Genomic DNA, 18,084 nt, shown 5'->3' with positions numbered 1-18,084 from the left:
GCGCATCGCTCTAAAACGCGGCCGAAAATGGATCACACCAAAAATCGCCGGCTTGTCGACGAGGACGTATTTGCTGTTGTTGGTCACCGTCGGCTATGGGGTGCTCGGCTTCCTCGACGATATGATCAAAGTCGTGATGAAGCGAAATCTTGGCTTGACGAGCCGGCAAAAATTTATCGGCCAGCTCCTTATCGCAGCCATCTTTTTTGCCGTCTACCGCCAAAGCGGCTTTTCGACGGTGTTACATATTCCCGGCGCCGATTGGTCGGTCGACCTCGGATGGGCGTACGGCGTGCTCTTGTTGTTCATGCTTGTCGGCGGTTCGAACGCTGTCAACTTGACCGACGGGCTTGACGGGCTGCTTGCCGGAACGGCGGCGATCGCCTTTGGCGCTTATGCCGTCTTGGCTTGGAATCAAGGCCAGTACGATGTCGCTGTATTTTGCGTCGCTGTTGTTGGCGCCGTGCTTGGCTTTTTAGTGTTTAACGCCCACCCAGCGAAAGTGTTTATGGGCGACACCGGCTCGCTCGCACTTGGCGGGGCGATCGCCGCTGTCGCTGTCCTGACGAAGCTTGAGCTGTTGCTTGTCATCATCGGCGGTGTGTTTGTCATCGAGACGCTGTCGGTCATCATTCAAGTGGCTTCGTTCAAAACGACGGGACGGCGCGTGTTCCGCATGAGTCCGCTTCATCATCATTATGAGCTTGTCGGCTGGTCAGAATGGCGGATCGTTGTGACGTTTTGGGCCGTCGGCCTTTTATTTGCGATGCTAGGAATTTATATCGAGGTGTGGATGTAATTGAAACCGACTCGTTTTTATCAACATCGTCGTGTGCTTGTCATTGGATTGGCGAAAAGCGGAGCGGCGGCAGCTCGGCTTCTTGCGGAGTTAGGCGCTAAGGTCGTCGTCAATGATCAAAAGCCGCTTTCGGAAAACATGGAGGCCAAGCAGCTTGAACCGCTGGGCATTCGCGTCGTTTGCGGCGGTCATCCGCTTGAACTGCTTGATGAGCCGTTTGACCTTGTCGTGAAAAACCCGGGCATTCCGTACACGAACCCGATGGTGAAAAAGGCGCTTGAGAAGGGGCTTCCGGTTGTGACCGAAGTGGAGCTTGCTTATCACATTTCCGAAGGGCCGTTTATCGGCATCACCGGGTCCAACGGAAAAACGACGACGACGACGCTCATTTACGAAATGTTAAAAGCGGACGGCCAAGATCCGCTGCTTGCCGGCAACATCGGCCTTGTCGCCTGCGAGGTGGCGAGGGAAGCGAAGCCGGGGCAATGGCTTGTCACGGAACTGTCTTCGTTCCAGCTTGCCGGCATTGACAAGTTTCGCCCAGCCATTGCGGTTTTGCTCAATATTTTCGACGCCCACTTGGACTACCACGGAACGAAAGAGGCGTATGCAGCGGCAAAGGCGAACATTTTCCGCAATCAAACGGAGCGCGATTATGCCGTCGTCAATGCCGACGATCCGCTCGTGATGAACATTGCCTCCTCGGTTCGATCGCAAAAAGTGCTGTTTTCGGCGACGAAGCTTCTTGGCGAAGGGGCGTACGTTCAAGATGGCGCCATCTATTGGAACGGTGATCCAGTTATCAGAATCGCTGACATCGTTCTTCCTGGACAGCACAATTTGGAAAACATTTTAGCGGCGGTGGCGGCCGCCAAGCTGGCCGGCGCCAGTGATGAGGCGATCCGCCAGGTGCTGGCGACGTTTTCCGGCGTGAAACATCGGCTTCAGTATGTGGCGGAAATTGACGGCCGGCGGTTTTACAACGACTCGAAAGCGACGAACATCTTAGCGACGCAAAAGGCGCTTTCAGCGTTTGCCGGCGAGCCGGTCATTTTGCTCGCTGGCGGGCTTGACCGCGGCAATGAGTTTGATGATCTTCTCCCGTATTTGCAACAGGTGAAGGCGGTCGTACTGTTCGGCCAGACGGCGGATAAAATCGGCCGCATCGCCCAAAAAGCGGGAATAGAAACGATCCGATATGTCGATAATGTGGAAAAAGCCGTCCCGGTTGCTTTCGAGCTTTCCGAACCGGGCGACGTCATTTTGCTCTCTCCAGCATGCGCCAGCTGGGATCAATACAAAACTTTCGAGGAGAGAGGGGACATTTTTATCAATGCCGTGCATAAGTTGAAATAGAGGGAAAGGGACAGCCCTTCCCCTCTAGTTTACAAAAATAGAGGTGTTGGGCATTGCCGCGGAAAAAGTCTGCGCCGGATTTTTTGCTCATTCTTTTGACGTTTTCGCTCTTGGCCATCGGACTTATTATGGTGTACAGCGCGAGCGCCATTTGGGCGGAATACAAATTCAACGATTCGTTTTTCTTCGCCAAGCGCCAGCTATTGTTTGCGGGCGTCGGCATTATCGCTATGTTTTTTGTCATGAACATCGATTATTGGGTGTGGCGCGACTGGTCGAAAGTGCTGCTTGGCGTCTGTTTTGTGCTGCTCGTTCTTGTGCTCATTCCCGGCATCGGCATGGTTCGCAACGGGTCGCGCAGCTGGATCGGCGTCGGGGCGTTTTCGATCCAGCCGTCCGAGTTTATGAAGCTGGCTATGATCGCTTTTTTGGCCAAATATTTATCGGAAAACCAAAAAAAAATTACGTCATTTAAACAAGGACTGTTGCCGGCGCTTTTGCTTGTGTTTGCCGCGTTCGGCATGATTATGCTGCAGCCGGACTTAGGAACGGGCACCGTTATGGTTGGTACGTGCGTGACGATGATTTTCGTCGCCGGCGCCCGTCTCAGCCATTTTGCCGGGCTTGGCGTTTTGGGGCTCGCTGGGCTTGCCGCCCTCATCCTGTCGGCTCCATATCGAATCAAGCGGATTACATCGTTTTTAAACCCATGGGAAGATCCACTTGGAAGCGGATTTCAAATCATCCAGTCGCTGTACGCCATTGGGCCGGGCGGCTTGTTCGGCCTTGGGCTCGGGCAGAGCAGACAAAAGTTTTTTTACTTGCCGGAGCCGCAAACCGACTTTATTTTCGCCATTTTAGCTGAAGAGCTCGGCTTTATCGGTGGTTCACTCGTTCTCCTGCTCTTTGCTCTTCTTCTTTGGCGCGGTGTGCGCATTGCCCTTGGCGCCCCTGACTTGTACGGAAGTTTTTTGGCGCTTGGCATTATTTCGATGATCGCGATTCAAGTGATGATCAATATCGGCGTTGTGACGGGACTGATGCCCGTTACCGGCATCACGCTCCCGTTTTTAAGCTACGGCGGATCGTCGCTGACGTTGATGTTGATGGCCATCGGCGTGCTGCTTAATATCAGCAGGCATGCCCGGTATTAGGCAAGCGGCGGATGTCCGCCGTTTTTTTGGCGTCTCTCGAACGCAGCCCATCGTCGAACGGTGCCGGCAAATGCGATAAAAACAGGCTCTCTCTTGCATTCATTTGTGATATAATGAAAATAAGTGCAAAAACAAAGAAACGGCAGCGGATGCCGTTTGTTTTTATACCGGTCGTTTCAGCGCGGGCTTTGAAGAAGAAAGCGGGGAATGCGATGGAAAAGGGAAAAGTCGTCGTCTTGGAGGACCGCGTGCCGAAACTGAAGGAGCGGCGCCGCCAGAAAGCGAACCGCCGGCTCATTGCGTACTTATCTTTCTTTTTTCTATTTATTTTGTGCGTCCTTTACTTCCAGTCGCCGCTTGGCGCTGTCGGGCATGTGGAAGTGAGCGGCAACCGTCATCTCACAGCGGAGCGCATCATCAGCTTAAGCGGCATTACGAAGCGGACAAGCTTTTGGAAAGTGAATGAACAAAACGTGGAAAAAAAGCTCACTCGCCATCCAGAAATTAAGGAGGCCACAGTGGAAAAACAGCTGCCGAACACGATCGCCATCCACGTCCGCGAATGGCGGCGAATCGCTTATGTGTATGACCGGCAAACGTTTTTTCCATTGCTTGAAAACGGGCGGCTGTTAAAGCAAGAAGGGACGAAGACGGCGCCAAGCGATGCGCCGGTGCTTGTCGGCTGGAAAGACGGCGACGCCATTGCTGAAATGACGGGGCAGCTCGCCGAACTGCCCGCGGCCGTGCTGGGCGCCATGTCGGAAATTCACTACAAGCCGACGAGGGAATATGAAGACCGCGTCATCGTCTACATGAATGACGGTTATGAAGTAAGCGCGACAATCCGGCAATTTGCGGACAAGCTGTCGCATTATCCTGCGATTGCCGCCGCGCTTGACCGAAACGTCAAAGGAGTCATTCATTTGGAAGTCGGCAGCTATTTTGTTCCTTACTCCCCCCCGAAAAAGGAGGATGGCGATGAAACGACAAGCCCGTAGCCGCCTCCTGCTGACGTTGATCTGCTTGATCTTCGGCGCCATGCTCGGGTTCTCGTACCAACATGCGAAAAACGAAGCATCCCGCCGCGAATGGAGCGACAGCGAGTGGAAAAAAGAGTACGAATATCGCTCGGCGCTTCTTGCTTTGCAAAAAGAAAACCGGTCGCTCAAGCAGCAGCTTGTCAAAAAGCAGGAGGAGCTGGCTGCGTGGGAGAAGAAGCTGGCCGAGGAGCAGGAGAACGAGGCCGGATTGGCAAAAGAAGCGGAACAGCTGCGCATGCATGTCGGAAAAGCGAGGGTGAAAGGGAAAGGTGTAGCAGTCACCCTTTCCGATTCCTCTTATATCCCCTCTGAAGCGAGCGCTACCAATTATATCGTTCATGAACAGCACGTATGGAAAGTTGTTCACGAGTTGCTCATTTCCGGCGCCGAAGCGGTCGCTATTAATGGGCAGCGCATTTCCCACCGTTCATACATCGTCTGCAACGGCCCAGTCATTGAGGTCGATGGAACGCAGCATGCCGCTCCGTTTGTCATTTCGGCCATTGGCAATCCGGACGTGCTCATGTCCGCTCTAGAGCTTCCCGGCGGCATCGTCGACGAACTTGTCGAAGACCATATCGACGTAAAAGTGGAAAAGCAAGGAGCGATCGTGTTGGATCCGGTGTTTGCGCCCGAGCCGTAAAACGGGCGGAAAGGGGCGGTGAAGCGCATTGGAACGGAAAAATCGATTCTATTTTGCCGGCGTAGCTGCCATATTCGGTGTGATGCTGGCCGTCGGGCTTCGGACGACGCTGCATCCGGAAGGACGCGACACGCGCGACATTTGGGAGTTGCGCGCTGATTTGACAAAAGAGCAGAAGCTTGAACAACGGCTGCTTGAGGAGCTAGAGAGTTACGAGGAAACATTGCGCCGCTACCGGCGGGAACACGAGGCGGGCGGCGCGACAGAGCTTGAAGCGACAGTCGCGAAGCTGAGGGAAGAAGCCGGGCTGACAGAAGTGAGAGGAAGCGGTCTCGTGTTGACGATCGCGCCGCTTTCGGCGGCCGGCTACGTTGGTCCGGCCGTTGCCGCCGTATCGCCCGAGCTATTGCAACGGTTAGTGAATGAGTTGAACAAATACGGGGCGAAAGAAATCGCCATCGACGGTGAGCGACTGACGAACCGGACGGCCATTCGCGATGTCAATGGCGCAACGAAAGTCGGGAGCCGCTCAGTGAGGCTGCCAGTCGAAGTGAGAGCAATCGCCGATGATGCGGACAAGCTGTACAGCGGGCTCGCCGTTTCGCCGATCCGCGATGATTTCGCCGTGGAAAACTTGGAGCTGTCAATATCCAAGCCCCAGCCGCTCGTTGTCATTCCGCCCGCGGCTAGCCGCCCTGATGTGAAATACATGGAGACAGCGAACGGCGGCAAGGAGGAGAAATAGCATGTGGCTTCCGCTTCTCGGATTGCTTCTTGGGTTTGCCATCGGCGTTCTCGCCGGCTGGGAAGTTCCCGATGAATATTCCAATTATTTGTCGATTGCCATTTTGGCCGCCTTTGATACATTAATCGGAGGATGGCGCGCCTACCTGCAGCGGACGTACGACGAAACCGTATTTATAACCGGGTTTTTTTTCAACATTGTTCTGGCCGCAACTTTAACTTTTCTTGGGGTGCATCTTGGTGTAGACTTGTATTTAGCGGCTGTGTTCGCCTTCGGCGTCCGCTTGTTTCAAAACATTGCCATCATCCGCCGCCTTTGGCTTGCTGAGTGGGCCAAGCGGCGGTACAATCGCGAAAAAAGTTAGGCAAAAGACAGGGAAAGTGTTTTCGCGTGTTGAATTATATAGGGTAAAACAAAATATAGTGTTGTTGCGAAACTCGCAAACTAGACATAGACCAATAGACAAAGAGATGGGAAATTTCAGCCGAAAAAGGAGGTGTCGCTGCTTACTGAAACGCCGGCCGGCACCGGCGCGTTTTTAGTAGGCAGATGCCAAAAAATGAGCAGCAATGAGATCGTCGTTAGCCTGGATGTCGGAACATCGAGCGTGAAAGTCATCATCGGGGAAATGCTAGGCAGCTCCATCAATATTATCGGGGTGGGCAATGTCAAAGCGGAAGGGCTCAAAAAAGGGGCGATTGTTGATATAGATAAAACGGTGCAGTCGATCAGACGGGCCGTCGAGCAAGCGGAGCGGATGGTCGGTTTATCGATCCGCCGTGTGATCGTCGGGGTGGCCGGCAGCCATATTCAGCTCCATGACTGCCACGGCATTGTCGCCGTCGCGAGCGAAAACCGGGAAATCAGCGATGAAGATGTCGCCCGCGTCATCGATGCCGCGCAAGTTGTCTCTATTCCTCCCGATCGGGAAATCATCGGCGTCGTTCCGCGCCAGTTTATCGTCGACGGGTTGGACGGCATTCATGATCCGCGCGGCATGCTCGGCGTCCGCTTGGAAATGGAAGGCACTATGGTGACTGGTGCGAAGACCGTATTACATAATCTTCTTCGCTGTGTGGAGCGGGCAGGCTTGGAAATCAGCGATATTTGTCTTCAGCCGCTGGCGGCCGGTTCGCTCGTGCTGTCCGATGACGAACGGCATTTGGGGGCGGCGCTCGTTGACCTGGGAGGCGGCTCGACAACGGTCGCTGTCTTTGAGCAAGGGACGTTGCAAGCTGTCTCTTCGCTGCCGGTCGGCGGGGAGCACATTACGAAAGACTTGGCCATCGGATTGCGGACGACAACGGACGATGCCGAAAAAATCAAACTGAAGCACGGACATGCATTTTACGACTACGCTTCGGAGGAAGAAGTGTTCAGCGTGCCGATCATGGGCACCGATCAACACCAGCAGTTCAGCCAGCTGGAGATCGCCGATATTATTGAGGCGAGACTGGAAGAAATTTTGCAAATGGTTCAGCAGGAAGTGCGTCGTCTCGGGTTTCGCGATCTCCCCGGCGGCTATGTGCTGACCGGCGGCGTCGCCAATATGCCAGGGTTGCTTGAGCTGGCCCACGTCGTTTTAGGGACGAGCGTCCGCATTGCCATGCCGGATTATATCGGTGTGCGCGACCCGCAGTATACGATCGGCGTTGGCTTGCTCAAGTTCGCCTACCGGCAGGCGCAGCTGCAAGGGAAAACGGTCCCGGTTGCCGCTGCGGTGGAGCCGGTCGAGCGCTCCTCGCCAAAACAGCAGTCGAAACCGAAAAAGAAAGAAGACCATTTTGGGAAGAAGGTCAAGAGATTTTTTGGTTCTTTCTTTGAATAGAGATTGAAATTTTAGGAGGATTTGGCCATGTTGGAGTTTGAGACAACAGTCGATCAGTTGGCAACGATCAAGGTGATTGGAGTCGGGGGCGGCGGCAACAACGCCGTCAATCGGATGATTGAGCATGGGGTGCAAGGTGTAGAGTTTATTGCGGTCAATACGGATGCACAGGCGCTCAACTTGTCGAAGGCGCCGATCAAGCTGCAAATCGGGGCGAAGCTGACACGCGGCTTGGGCGCGGGGGCAAACCCAGAAGTTGGAAAAAAAGCAGCTGAGGAGAGCAAAGAGCAAATTGAAGAAGCGCTTCGCGGCGCCGATATGGTGTTTGTCACCGCTGGCATGGGCGGCGGCACGGGAACTGGCGCTGCCCCGGTCATCGCCCAAATTGCGCGCGAGTTAGGGGCGCTTACGGTCGGCGTTGTTACGCGCCCGTTTACGTTTGAGGGGCGCAAGCGGGCGACGCAGGCCGCAAGCGGCATCGCCGCCATGAAAGAGGCGGTCGATACGCTCATCGTCATTCCGAACGATCGATTGCTTGAGATTGTCGACAAAAATACGCCGATGCTTGAGGCGTTCCGCGAAGCGGACAATGTGCTGCGCCAAGGGGTGCAAGGCATTTCCGATTTGATCGCCGTGCCGGGGTTGATCAACCTTGACTTCGCTGATGTGAAGACGATCATGTCGAATAAAGGTTCGGCATTGATGGGGATTGGCATCGCCAGCGGCGAAAACCGAGCTGCTGAGGCAGCAAAAAAAGCCATTTCCAGCCCGCTGTTGGAGACGTCGATCGACGGCGCGCAAGGGGTGCTCATGAACATCACCGGCGGCATGAACTTAAGTTTGTACGAAGTGCAGGAGGCTGCCGACATCGTCGCTTCGGCGGCCGACCAAGAAGTGAACATGATCTTCGGCTCCGTTATTAATGAGAACTTAAAGGACGAGATCATCGTGACGGTCATTGCGACCGGATTCAACGAAAACGTCGCTTCGCAGCCGCGGCCGCCGCGCATTGGCATCGGCACTGTGCCGAAAGCGGCGCCGGCGCCAAAGCGGGAAAAGCGCGAAGAGCCGATACAAGACTATGCGGCGCTCCGCTCGGGGCAAGCAGAAGATCCGCTTGACATTCCCGCTTTCTTGCGCAACCGCAACCGCCGCCGCTAGATGGCGAAACGAGGGTGTCCCAAAAGCAACGGGACACCCTTTCTTCATCACAAGATGCATGCACGAACGTGCACGAAGCACTTTGGTGAAACAATATATTGTATCTCTCTTAAAGAAAGACGATCTTTTGAGACAGCCTCGCTTTTCCGATTAGGACCAAAAACTTCTCGCGTTGGCCGCCCGCTCTCTCGCAACGAAAGGGCGAAAAAGAGAAGGCGGGCTAGGCTTTCGTGCCGGCCGATTTGATCCGCCGTGGTTCCCCCTGTTTTGACAAAACATCTCCTTTTTCACCGCCACCGATTGACAGACTTTCCCTCGCAAGGTGCTATATACTTGTTTCAGACAAAGCCGATATGGGCGGGGGAGGGGCTTGACGGTTGGTCGTCTATCTCGATGTGATTTGGCTGTTGAACGTCTGTTTTGACGCGTTGCTTCTTTGGCTGACGGCGCTCATGCTCAAGCGGCCGATCGTCTGGTGGCGTCTGTTGGCTGGGGCGTTGATCGGTTCGCTGCTTGTCATATTGCTGTTTACCCCGTTTTCCGCCATCGCCCAGCACCCGTTGGTAAAAGTAGCTGTTTCCGTGTTGATCGTGTGGGCCGCCTTCGGGTTTAAGCGCCCGCGCTATTTGCTTGAGAATATGCTGGCGTTTTACTTTGCCACGTTCGCCGTCGGCGGCGGCATGCTGGCGGTTCATTATGTTTTCGCGCACCAACTGTCCGTCCGCCAAGGAATGCTTCTCATGCATCATCCCGGAGCGGGCGATCCGGTCAGTTGGCTGTTTGTTGTCATCGGGTTTCCGGTTTTATGGCTTTTTTCTCGCCGAAGGGTGGAGGCGATTCGCGAAAAAAAACTGCGGTTTGAATATATCATTGAGGTCAAGATCGTATGGGACGGGCGGCCGCTTATGCTGCGCGGCTTGATTGACAGCGGCAACCAGCTCGTCGATCCGTTGACAAAAACGCCGGTGATGGTAGTCGAACAGGAAAAAGCAAAGGCCGTGCTTCCTGAGGAGCTACTGGGTTGTCTCAGCTCTCCCATGATGCTGGCTTCCCCGCCGGAGCGGTGGGTCCATCGCCTCCGTCTCATTCCGTACCGTGCGGTCGGCAGCGGTCCACAAATGATGGCGGCGGTTAAGCCAGACCGCATTATGCTGCGGTACGAAAACGAATGGTTGGAAGTAGCGCAAGGGCTTGTGGCGCTAAGCGCTGATCCGCTGTCGACGGATGGGGAGTACGACTGCATCGTCCATCCGAAAATGGTGCAGGCGGGAAGAAAGCTGACCGCTTCGTAGGTTTTGTTAGTATATCATACTCACTTTTGATCCGTTTAGAAGGGGGATTTTCATGAGAAAATGGAAACTTCGCTTCATGAACTGGCTGTATAAGCTTTTGGCCAAGCTTGGCCTGAAGGCGGATGAAATTTATTATATCGGAGGCAGCGAAGCCCTCCCGCCGCCGCTGACAAAAGAAGAAGAGGAGCAGCTGATTGCCAGGCTCGCCGCCGGTGATGACACGGCAAGATCGCTTTTGATCGAACGCAATTTGCGTCTTGTCGTCTACATTGCGCGCAAGTTTGAAAACACCGGCATTCACATTGAAGATTTGATCAGCATTGGAACGATCGGCCTCATTAAGGCGGTCAACACGTTCAACCCAGAGAAGAAGATCAAGCTGGCGACATACGCGTCGCGCTGCATTGAAAACGAAATTTTAATGTATTTGCGCCGCAACAACAAAGTGCGGGCGGAAGTGTCGTTTGATGAACCGCTCAATATCGACTGGGATGGCAACGAGCTGTTGCTTTCCGACGTGTTGGGAACGGATGACGACGTGATTACGAAAGATTTGGAAGCGGATGTCGACCGGCGCTTGCTCTTAAACGCCTTGCGCCAGCTGAGCGACCGCGAGAAGCAAATTATGGAATTGCGTTTTGGCCTCTCCGGCGGCGAAGAAAAGACGCAAAAAGACGTCGCTGATTTGCTCGGTATTTCGCAATCGTACATATCGCGGCTCGAGAAGCGGATCATTAAACGGTTGCGCAAAGAATTCAATAAAATGATGTAGCGGGCGGCGGGAGCGAAATTCCGCCGCTTTTTCCGCGTCGGACAGGCTGTGCATATTTTTCCCTTCCAAGGAGATACTGAAAACTGACGACTTAGCATCTCCTGATGGGAGGGAACAACTTGACGAGGAACAAAGTCGAGATTTGCGGCGTAGACACTTCGAAGCTTCCCGTCCTCAAAAATGAGGAAATGCGTGAACTGTTTCGACGGATGCATGAGGGGGATTTGGAGGCAAGAGAAAAATTAGTAAACGGCAACTTGCGCCTCGTGTTGAGCGTCATTCAGCGCTTCAACAACCGAGGCGAATTTGTCGATGATTTGTTTCAAGTCGGCTGCATCGGACTTATGAAATCGATTGATAATTTTGACCTCAATCAAAACGTGAAGTTTTCCACTTACGCCGTGCCGATGATCATCGGCGAAATCCGCCGCTATTTGCGCGACAACAACCCGATCCGCGTTTCGCGCTCGCTGCGCGACATCGCCTACAAAGCGTTGCAAGTGCGAGAGCGGCTCATGAGCGAGACGGCGAAAGAACCGTCAACCGAGGAAATTGCCAAAGAACTCGGCGTCGCCCATGAGGAAGTGGTTTTTGCCCTCGATGCCATTCAAGATCCTGTTTCGTTGTTTGAGCCGATTTACAACGACGGCGGCGACCCGATTTATGTGATGGACCAGCTGAGCGATGAGCGCAACCGCGACAGCCAATGGATCGAAGAAATCGCCTTGAAGGAAGGGCTTCGGCGGTTGAATGAGCGGGAAAAAATGATCATCCGCAAACGCTTTTTCCAAGGAAAGACGCAAATGGAAGTGGCCGAGGAAATCGGCATTTCCCAAGCGCAAGTGTCGAGGCTCGAAAAAGCGGCGATCCGGCAAATGAATAAAAACATCCAAGTATGACAGGCTGCAGGTGCAGCCTTTTTCTTTGGCACATAACTGCACATTTGGCTTCATATAGATGAAAAAGAGGGAGAGAGGAAAGGCGGGGAGAAAAACCGTGATGAGAATTTCCGAATTTCAGACGAAAGATGTCGTCAATGTAGCCAATGGGAAGAAGCTTGGCAATATTGGGGACATTGATATTGATTTAGATACTGGAAAAATCCGCTCACTCATTATTTTAGGCGCCGGAAAGATGCTCGGGCTGTTCGGCCGCGAAGAGGCGGTCGTCATTCCATGGCAGAACATCGTCAAAATCGGAGCCGATGTTATTTTAGTCCGCCTTCATGATTCCGATTAAACGGCTGGTGCAACGATTGGCCCCGTCGCTTGCAACGCGGCAGGACGATGTTGCAGACCTTTCCGCTTTTCGTGGGCAGATCGGCTATGCCGCCAGCGCGGTTTTCGGGCGGCAATAAGGGTTGGACAATTTCTGCGGCAATGTTTCGACAAAATCATAAATAAAGGTTATCATGGACAAACAAACTATGATAAAATAGGAAAAAAAGTGATAAAAAACTACAAAAAACAGCGTGAGGTTGACGCGAATGCCGGACATTTTTCAACAAGAAGCCCGCGGCTGGCTCCGCTGCGGTGCGCCTCCGTTTGCTGGAGCCGTCGCTGGATTGACGACGAAACATGGCGGGGAGAGCAAAGGGCCGTTCGCTTCGCTGAATATGGGGCTGCACGTCGGCGACGATCGCACGGTTGTTGTCGCCAACCGCGGGCGTTTGGCGCAATGGCTCTCATTCCCGCTTGAGCGATGGGTATGTTGTGAACAAGTGCATGGCGCCGACATTCGGAAGGTGACGAAAAACGAACGGGGGAACGGAGCGCAAGATTTCGCCACGGCGGTTCCAGGGGTCGACGGGTTGTATACAGACGAAGCGGAGGTGTTGCTCGCGCTTTGTTTTGCCGATTGTGTGCCCATTTATTTTGTGGCGCCATCTGCTGGGTTAGTCGGCCTTGCTCATGCCGGGTGGCGGGGAACGGCCGGCGGCATCGCTGGTCACATGGTGCGGCTTTGGCAAACGCGCGAACACATCGCGCCGAGCGACATCTATGTTGCCATCGGACCTGCCATCGGTCCGTGCTGTTATACGGTTGACGACCGTGTCGTGGACAGTCTGCGCCCGACGCTTCCTCCGGAAAGCCCGTTGCCATGGCGGGAAACAAGCCCAGGGCAATATGCGCTCGACTTAAAGGAAGCCAATCGGCTTCAGTTGATCGCGGCTGGCGTTCCGAACAGCCATATTTATGTGTCAGAACGCTGTACAAGCTGTGAGGAAGCGTTGTTTTTTTCCCATCGCCGCGACCGCGGAACGACTGGAAGGATGTTGGCGTTTATCGGCCGAAGGGAGGAGACGGCATGACGGTGCGCGACAACTTGGCGGCCATTCGCCGAGAAATCGAGGCGGCCTGCGCTCGCGTCGGCCGCGATCCGGCCGGCGTGCGCATCGTGGCGGTCACTAAATATGTCGATGCCGAGCGGGCGATGGAGGTGCTTGACGCCGGCATTGCCGACCTCGGCGAAAACCGCTCCGACCAATTGATTGAAAAGCATGCACGGATCGGAAATCAAGCGACGTGGCATTTCATTGGGACGCTTCAGTCGCGCAAAGTCAAAGACATTATTGATAAAGTCGATTACATTCATTCACTCGACCGCTTGTCGCTCGCGAAAGAAATTGAAAAACGGGCGGTGCGGCCAGTAAAATGTTTTGTGCAAGTGAACGTGTCGGGGGAAGTGACCAAACACGGGCTCGCCCCCGAAGAAACGATTCCGTTTATTGAACAACTTCGCGCCTTTTCGCGCATCGAAGTCGTCGGATTGATGACGATGGCGCCGCACACGGACGACGAAGCGGTATTGCGCGCTTGCTTCCGCCGATTGCGAGTGCTGAAGGAACACGTTCAGGCGATGGGAATGGCCCATGCGCCATGCACCGAACTGTCAATGGGCATGTCAAACGATTACACGATCGCTATTGAGGAAGGAGCGACGTTTGTGCGCATAGGCAGCGCGCTTGTTGGATCATTGTAGGAGGTGAAACCGGATGGGATTGATGAAAAAATTCCGTGATTATTTTTTAGAAGAAGACTACGAAGACTATGAAGAAGAATATGAGGCGCCACAGCCGGAAGAAGAGGCGCTGCCGAAGACGGCAGGCAAGGCGAACGTCGTCAGCCTGCAAAGCGTGCAAAAATCGGCGAAAGTCGTGCTTGCTGAGCCGAGGGTGTATGCGGAGGCGCAGGAGATCGCCGACCATTTGAAAAGCCGGCGCGCGGTCATCGTCAACTTGCAGCGCATCCAGCATGAGCAGGCGAAGCGGATCGTCGACTTTTTAAGCGGCACGGTGTACGCCATTGGCGGCGACATTCAGCAAGTCGGCACAAAAATTTTTTTATGCACCCCGGAAAACGTCGACGTCAGCGGCTCGATTTCGCTCGACGGCGAGGATGACAGACCGATGAAGAGGTGGTAGCTGTTGGATTATGTACTCACGTTTTTGACGACAGTGATTCAAGTGTACTCGTATGCGCTGATCATTTATATTTTAATGTCATGGTTTCCCAATGCGCGCGAAACGCGGTTCGGACAGATGTTGGCCGCTATTTGCGAGCCGTATTTAGAGCCGTTTCGGCGGGTCATTCCGCCGCTTGGCATCATTGACGTCTCAAAAATCGGCCGAAAAATNCCCAATGCGCGCGAAACGCGGTTCGGACAGATGTTGGCCGCTATTTGCGAGCCGTATTTAGAGCCGTTTCGGCGGGTCATTCCGCCGCTTGGCATCATTGACGTCTCCCCAATCGTCGCGTTTATCGTTCTTGAATTCGCGACGAGAGGGCTTCACGCCCTGTTCGACATTCTTCAGTCGCAGTTTTAACTTCGTTTTGCGCGCACGGCGCCGCCGCTCTCCGCCCGGCAGGCAAAAAGGCGGAAGGGCGAAACTCGCAGAGAGGAATCCGTTGTGGGTTCCTTTCTTCCATGAAAGCAAGGTGACGTCGAGTGGAGCTGTATCAGCATTTTCGCAAAGAGGAACATCCGTTCATTGATCAAGTGCTCGAGTGGAAGGAGATGGTGAGCCGTCAGTACGCTCCGAAGCTGACCGATTTTCTCGATCCGCGCGAGCAGCAAATCGTGCAAAGCATCGCCGGCGGTGCGGAAGATGTGCGCGCGTTCTTTTTCGGCGGCGCCCCGTTTGTCGAGCGGAAGCGGGTGTTTCTCGCTCCGCCGTATATCGACCCTGAGGAAGAGGATTATGGCATTGTACTGTTTGCCGTCCGCTATCCGGCGAAATTCGTTTCCCTTGAACATCGCGATGTGTTGGGGGCGCTGATGTCGCTTGGCTTGCGGCGCGGCAAGTTTGGCGATATTCTCATTCGGGATGGGGAAATTCAGTTTTTTGTTGCTGCTGAAGTCGCCGACTACGTCCGCTTGCATGTCGAAACGATCGGCAAAGCTCCGGTTGCGCTTGAGCCGCTTCCGTTGTCGGCAGCCATGCCGCTTGCCGAAACGTGGGAGGAAGGAACGGTCACGGTGTCTTCTCTAAGGCTCGATGCTGTGCTCGCTCAGGCGTTTCGCCTTGCGCGCGAGAAAGCGCGTGCGCTTGTTGAAAGCGGGCTTGTCAAAGTCAACTGGAAGGTGGTGGACAAGCCGGATTTCCTCTGCGGACCGGGCGATGTCCTGTCGGCGCGCGGTTTTGGCCGCTGCAAGCTGTTTTCGGTGGAAGGGCCGACGAAAAAAGAGCGCTGGCTCGTTCAGATTGGCCGACAAAAATAAGCAAATGACGGCAGGAAATCGGCAAACCATGTCGAATGAAAGTGAAGAAAAGGAATGATGGAGACGGAGGTGGCCGTTGTGCCGTTGACGCCATTGGATATTCACAACAAGGAATTCAGCCGCGGGTTTCGTGGGTACGATGAAGACGAAGTGAACGAGTTTCTCGATCAAGTCATTAAAGACTATGAAATGCTCATCCGTGAAAAAAAGCAGCTGGAAGAAAAAGTGGCCGAACTGACGGAAAAGCTGAACTACTTTGCGAACATTGAAGAGACGCTCAATAAGTCGATTCTTGTTGCACAGGAAGCAGCGGAAGAAGTGAAGCGGAATGCGCAAAAAGAGGCGAAGCTGATCATTAAAGAGGCGGAAAAAAACGCCGAGCGCATCATCAGCGATGCATTAGCGAAATCGCGGAAAATCGCCCTCGAGATCGAGGAGCTGAAGCGGCAGTCGAAAGTGTTCCGCGCCCGTTTCCGCATGCTTGTCGAGGCCCAGCTCGATATGATCAACAGCCGCGATTGGGACGAGTTGATGGAGTATGAGGCGCCGGATTTGGAAGAAGGGGCGAGAGAACCGCTGTCACAGCCTTGACGAACCGAAGACGTTTCGGTTATAATAATTGGCAAAAATCGCCGCATCAGCCGCCGTGGGAGGCGGTTGGCTTTTTTCAGGATGAATAGCGAAATAGCCATCGACGATGAAAGGGACAGTAGCTCTTGTACGACCGGTCGCAGCGAGCCGGGGATGGTGGAAGCCTGGCATCGGCGCAAGAGTGAACATCACCCTGGAGTTCCATGCCGAACATCAAGTAGGCCATGGCGCGTCATTCCCGTTACGAATGAAAAGAGGGCTGTGCGTCGTTTGCATGGCCAAGAAGGGTGGTACCGCGAGACCGTTCTCGTCCCTTGCCGGGGGGAGAACGGTTTTTTATTTGGAATCTATCGTTCGAAGGAGGAGCAAGGATGGATTACAAAGAAACGCTGCTCATGCCGAAGACCGACTTCCCGATGCGCGGCAACTTGCCGAAGCGGGAGCCGGAAATGCAAAAAAAATGGGAGGAAATGGACATTTACCGGAAAGTGCAGGAGCGGACGAAAGGACGGCCGCTGTTTGTTCTGCATGACGGCCCGCCGTATGCCAACGGCGACATTCATATGGGTCATGCGCTGAACAAAATTTTAAAAGATATCATCGTCCGCTACAAATCCATGAGCGGCTATTGCGCCCCATACGTGCCGGGCTGGGATACGCACGGCTTGCCGATCGAAACGGCCCTTGCCAAGCAAGGAGTTGACCGCAAATCGATGAGCGTCGCCGAGTTCCGCAAGCGGTGCGAGCAATATGCGTATGAACAAATCGACAACCAGCGCCGGCAATTCAAGCGGCTCGGTGTGCGCGGCGACTGGGACAACCCATACATTACGCTCAAACCGGAGTACGAAGCCCAGCAAATTAAAGTGTTTGGCGAAATGGCGAAAAAAGGGCTCATCTACAAAGGGTTGAAGCCGGTCTATTGGTCGCCGTCAAGCGAATCGGCGCTCGCCGAAGCGGAAATCGAATATAAAGACAAGCGCTCGCCGTCGATTTATGTCGCCTTCCCGGTGAAAAACGGCAAAGGCGTGCTTGAGGGCGATGAGCGAATCGTCATTTGGACGACGACGCCGTGGACGATTCCGGCGAACTTGGCGATCGCGGTTCATCCGGATTTGGATTACCATGTTGTCGATGTCAGCGGAAAACGGTATGTCGTCGCTGCCGCCTTGGCGGAATCGGTGGCGAAAGAAATCGGTTGGGACGCATGGTCGGTCGTCAAAACGGTCAAAGGAAAAGAGCTTGAATACGTCGTGGCGAGACATCCGTTTTATGAGCGCGACTCGCTTGTTGTGTGCGGCGAACACGTCACGACCGACGCCGGCACGGGCTGCGTCCATACGGCGCCGGGCCACGGGGAAGACGACTTTCTCGTTGGGCAAAAATATGGGCTTCCGGTCCTTTGTCCGGTTGATGAACGCGGCTACATGACCGAGGAAGCGCCGGGATTTGCCGGGATGTTTTACGAAGACGCCAACAAGGCGATTACACAGAAGCTTGAGGAAGTCGGCGCTTTGTTGAAGCTTGGGTTTATCACCCACTCGTATCCGCACGACTGGCGGACAAAGCAGCCGACGATTTTCCGGGCGACAACGCAATGGTTTGCGTCGATCGATAAAATCCGCAACGAGCTGCTTCAAGCGATTAAGGAAACGAAATGGATTCCGGAGTGGGGGGAAATCCGCATCCACAACATGGTGCGCGACCGCGGCGACTGGTGCATTTCCCGCCAACGCGCCTGGGGGGTGCCGATTCCGGTCTTTTACGGCGAAAACGGTGAACCGATCATCACCGATGAGACGATTGAGCATGTGTCGAACTTGTTCCGCCAATACGGGTCGAACGTCTGGTTTGAGCGCGAGGCGAAAGACTTGCTTTTTCGGCGCCGTTTTCCTCGCCTTCCGGCTCGGTCCAGCCTATCACACCGCCCTTCCCGGCCCAAAAGACTACGGGTCGCCGGTGACCGAGGAAAGAGTGTTGA

At 54.3% G+C, this 18,084-nt stretch carries 19 protein-coding genes, 1 pseudogene and 1 other annotated feature; all 20 genes and pseudogenes read left to right on the top strand.

What is annotated here, in order from left to right; all coding sequences use genetic code 11:
* Positions 1-64: 64 nt before the first annotated feature.
* A pseudogene (gene mraY, locus T260_RS01000000137995) lies at positions 65-799 on the top strand (phospho-N-acetylmuramoyl-pentapeptide-transferase); the annotation flags it as partial.
* Positions 800-2,155 (top strand): UDP-N-acetylmuramoyl-L-alanine--D-glutamate ligase, encoded by a 1,356-nt coding sequence (murD, locus tag T260_RS128765; protein WP_013145847.1) that lies wholly within the window; start codon positions 800-802, stop codon positions 2,153-2,155.
* Positions 2,156-2,208: 53 nt separating this feature from the next.
* Positions 2,209-3,309, top strand: a complete 1,101-nt coding sequence (gene spoVE / locus T260_RS128770) for a stage V sporulation protein E (protein WP_011230619.1) — start codon at positions 2,209-2,211, stop codon at positions 3,307-3,309.
* Positions 3,310-3,521: 212 nt separating this feature from the next.
* Positions 3,522-4,307: a cell division protein DivIB gene (gene divIB / locus T260_RS01000000137990; RefSeq protein WP_011230620.1), complete on the top strand. Its 786-nt coding sequence runs from the start codon at positions 3,522-3,524 to the stop codon at positions 4,305-4,307.
* On the top strand, positions 4,288-4,992 hold the full coding sequence (locus T260_RS128775) for a DUF881 domain-containing protein (RefSeq protein WP_011230621.1): 705 nt from the start codon (positions 4,288-4,290) through the stop codon (positions 4,990-4,992). The genes divIB and T260_RS128775 overlap by 20 nt, the downstream gene beginning before the upstream one ends.
* A gap of 28 nt (positions 4,993-5,020) precedes the next feature.
* On the top strand, positions 5,021-5,737 hold the full coding sequence (locus T260_RS128780) for a DUF881 domain-containing protein (protein ID WP_011230622.1): 717 nt from the start codon (positions 5,021-5,023) through the stop codon (positions 5,735-5,737).
* A gap of 1 nt (position 5,738) precedes the next feature.
* Positions 5,739-6,101, top strand: coding sequence for a small basic family protein (locus T260_RS128785; protein ID WP_013145842.1), 363 nt, complete (start codon positions 5,739-5,741; stop codon positions 6,099-6,101).
* Between the two features lie 195 nt (positions 6,102-6,296).
* Positions 6,297-7,565: a cell division protein FtsA gene (gene ftsA / locus T260_RS128790; RefSeq protein ID WP_011230624.1), complete on the top strand. Its 1,269-nt coding sequence runs from the start codon at positions 6,297-6,299 to the stop codon at positions 7,563-7,565.
* A 27-nt stretch (positions 7,566-7,592) separates the two neighbouring features.
* Positions 7,593-8,726: a cell division protein FtsZ gene (ftsZ, locus tag T260_RS128795; RefSeq protein ID WP_011230625.1), complete on the top strand. Its 1,134-nt coding sequence runs from the start codon at positions 7,593-7,595 to the stop codon at positions 8,724-8,726.
* Between the two features lie 377 nt (positions 8,727-9,103).
* Positions 9,104-10,018 (top strand): sigma-E processing peptidase SpoIIGA, encoded by a 915-nt coding sequence (gene spoIIGA, locus T260_RS128800; protein WP_014195377.1) that lies wholly within the window; start codon positions 9,104-9,106, stop codon positions 10,016-10,018.
* 52 nt (positions 10,019-10,070) lie between these two features.
* Entirely contained in the window at positions 10,071-10,790 is a 720-nt protein-coding gene (gene sigE / locus T260_RS128805) for an RNA polymerase sporulation sigma factor SigE (protein WP_011230627.1), read from the top strand.
* A gap of 119 nt (positions 10,791-10,909) precedes the next feature.
* The gene (gene sigG / locus T260_RS128810; protein ID WP_011230628.1) at positions 10,910-11,689 is read left to right on the top strand and encodes an RNA polymerase sporulation sigma factor SigG; all 780 of its coding nucleotides are present in this window, start codon (positions 10,910-10,912) and stop codon (positions 11,687-11,689) included.
* A 97-nt stretch (positions 11,690-11,786) separates the two neighbouring features.
* Positions 11,787-12,029: a YlmC/YmxH family sporulation protein gene (locus T260_RS128815; RefSeq protein WP_025039063.1), complete on the top strand. Its 243-nt coding sequence runs from the start codon at positions 11,787-11,789 to the stop codon at positions 12,027-12,029.
* A gap of 247 nt (positions 12,030-12,276) precedes the next feature.
* Entirely contained in the window at positions 12,277-13,101 is an 825-nt protein-coding gene (pgeF, locus tag T260_RS128820; RefSeq protein ID WP_011230630.1) for a peptidoglycan editing factor PgeF, read from the top strand.
* The gene (locus tag T260_RS128825) at positions 13,098-13,772 is read left to right on the top strand and encodes a YggS family pyridoxal phosphate-dependent enzyme (RefSeq protein ID WP_014195381.1); all 675 of its coding nucleotides are present in this window, start codon (positions 13,098-13,100) and stop codon (positions 13,770-13,772) included. Before pgeF ends, T260_RS128825 begins: the two co-directional genes overlap by 4 nt.
* Positions 13,773-13,785: 13 nt before the next feature.
* Positions 13,786-14,214: a cell division protein SepF gene (locus T260_RS128830; protein WP_011230632.1), complete on the top strand. Its 429-nt coding sequence runs from the start codon at positions 13,786-13,788 to the stop codon at positions 14,212-14,214.
* Positions 14,215-14,217: 3 nt separating this feature from the next.
* Positions 14,218-14,616 carry a YggT family protein gene (locus T260_RS1000000141135; RefSeq protein WP_023634047.1) on the top strand — a complete coding sequence of 133 codons (399 nt, stop codon included), beginning with the start codon at positions 14,218-14,220 and terminating at the stop codon, positions 14,614-14,616.
* Between the two features lie 122 nt (positions 14,617-14,738).
* Complete coding sequence (locus T260_RS128835) at positions 14,739-15,512, top strand: YlmH family RNA-binding protein (RefSeq protein WP_021321516.1); 774 nt, start codon at positions 14,739-14,741, stop codon at positions 15,510-15,512.
* A 78-nt stretch (positions 15,513-15,590) separates the two neighbouring features.
* Positions 15,591-16,103: a DivIVA domain-containing protein gene (locus tag T260_RS128840; protein WP_011230635.1), complete on the top strand. Its 513-nt coding sequence runs from the start codon at positions 15,591-15,593 to the stop codon at positions 16,101-16,103.
* A gap of 97 nt (positions 16,104-16,200) precedes the next feature.
* Positions 16,201-16,421 (top strand) — a binding site (T-box leader).
* Between the two features lie 53 nt (positions 16,422-16,474).
* Positions 16,475-18,084 (top strand): isoleucine--tRNA ligase (gene ileS / locus T260_RS128845; RefSeq protein WP_023634046.1); only part of this gene is annotated, 1,610 nt, incomplete at its 3' end.

It is taken from the genome of Geobacillus thermopakistaniensis, assembly GCF_000498995.1.
GTDB classification, from domain to species: domain Bacteria; phylum Bacillota; class Bacilli; order Bacillales; family Anoxybacillaceae; genus Geobacillus; species Geobacillus thermoleovorans.
This window is presented reverse-complemented; position numbering and strand designations above follow the sequence as displayed.

What these genes read in the sequence shown, in the direction of transcription:
- ftsZ (WP_011230625.1), top strand. Translation starts at nt 7,593, where the DNA reads ATGTTGGAGTTTGAGACAACAGTCGATCAGTTGGCAACGATCAAGGTG.
- T260_RS128785 (WP_013145842.1), top strand. Translation starts at nt 5,739, where the DNA reads ATGTGGCTTCCGCTTCTCGGATTGCTTCTTGGGTTTGCCATCGGCGTT.
- T260_RS128775 (WP_011230621.1), top strand. Translation starts at nt 4,288, where the DNA reads ATGAAACGACAAGCCCGTAGCCGCCTCCTGCTGACGTTGATCTGCTTG.
- ftsA (WP_011230624.1), top strand. Translation starts at nt 6,297, where the DNA reads ATGAGCAGCAATGAGATCGTCGTTAGCCTGGATGTCGGAACATCGAGC.
- sigE (WP_011230627.1), top strand. Translation starts at nt 10,071, where the DNA reads ATGAGAAAATGGAAACTTCGCTTCATGAACTGGCTGTATAAGCTTTTG.
- pgeF (WP_011230630.1), top strand. Translation starts at nt 12,277, where the DNA reads ATGCCGGACATTTTTCAACAAGAAGCCCGCGGCTGGCTCCGCTGCGGT.
- divIB (WP_011230620.1), top strand. Translation starts at nt 3,522, where the DNA reads ATGGAAAAGGGAAAAGTCGTCGTCTTGGAGGACCGCGTGCCGAAACTG.
- T260_RS128830 (WP_011230632.1), top strand. Translation starts at nt 13,786, where the DNA reads ATGGGATTGATGAAAAAATTCCGTGATTATTTTTTAGAAGAAGACTAC.
- T260_RS128825 (WP_014195381.1), top strand. Translation starts at nt 13,098, where the DNA reads ATGACGGTGCGCGACAACTTGGCGGCCATTCGCCGAGAAATCGAGGCG.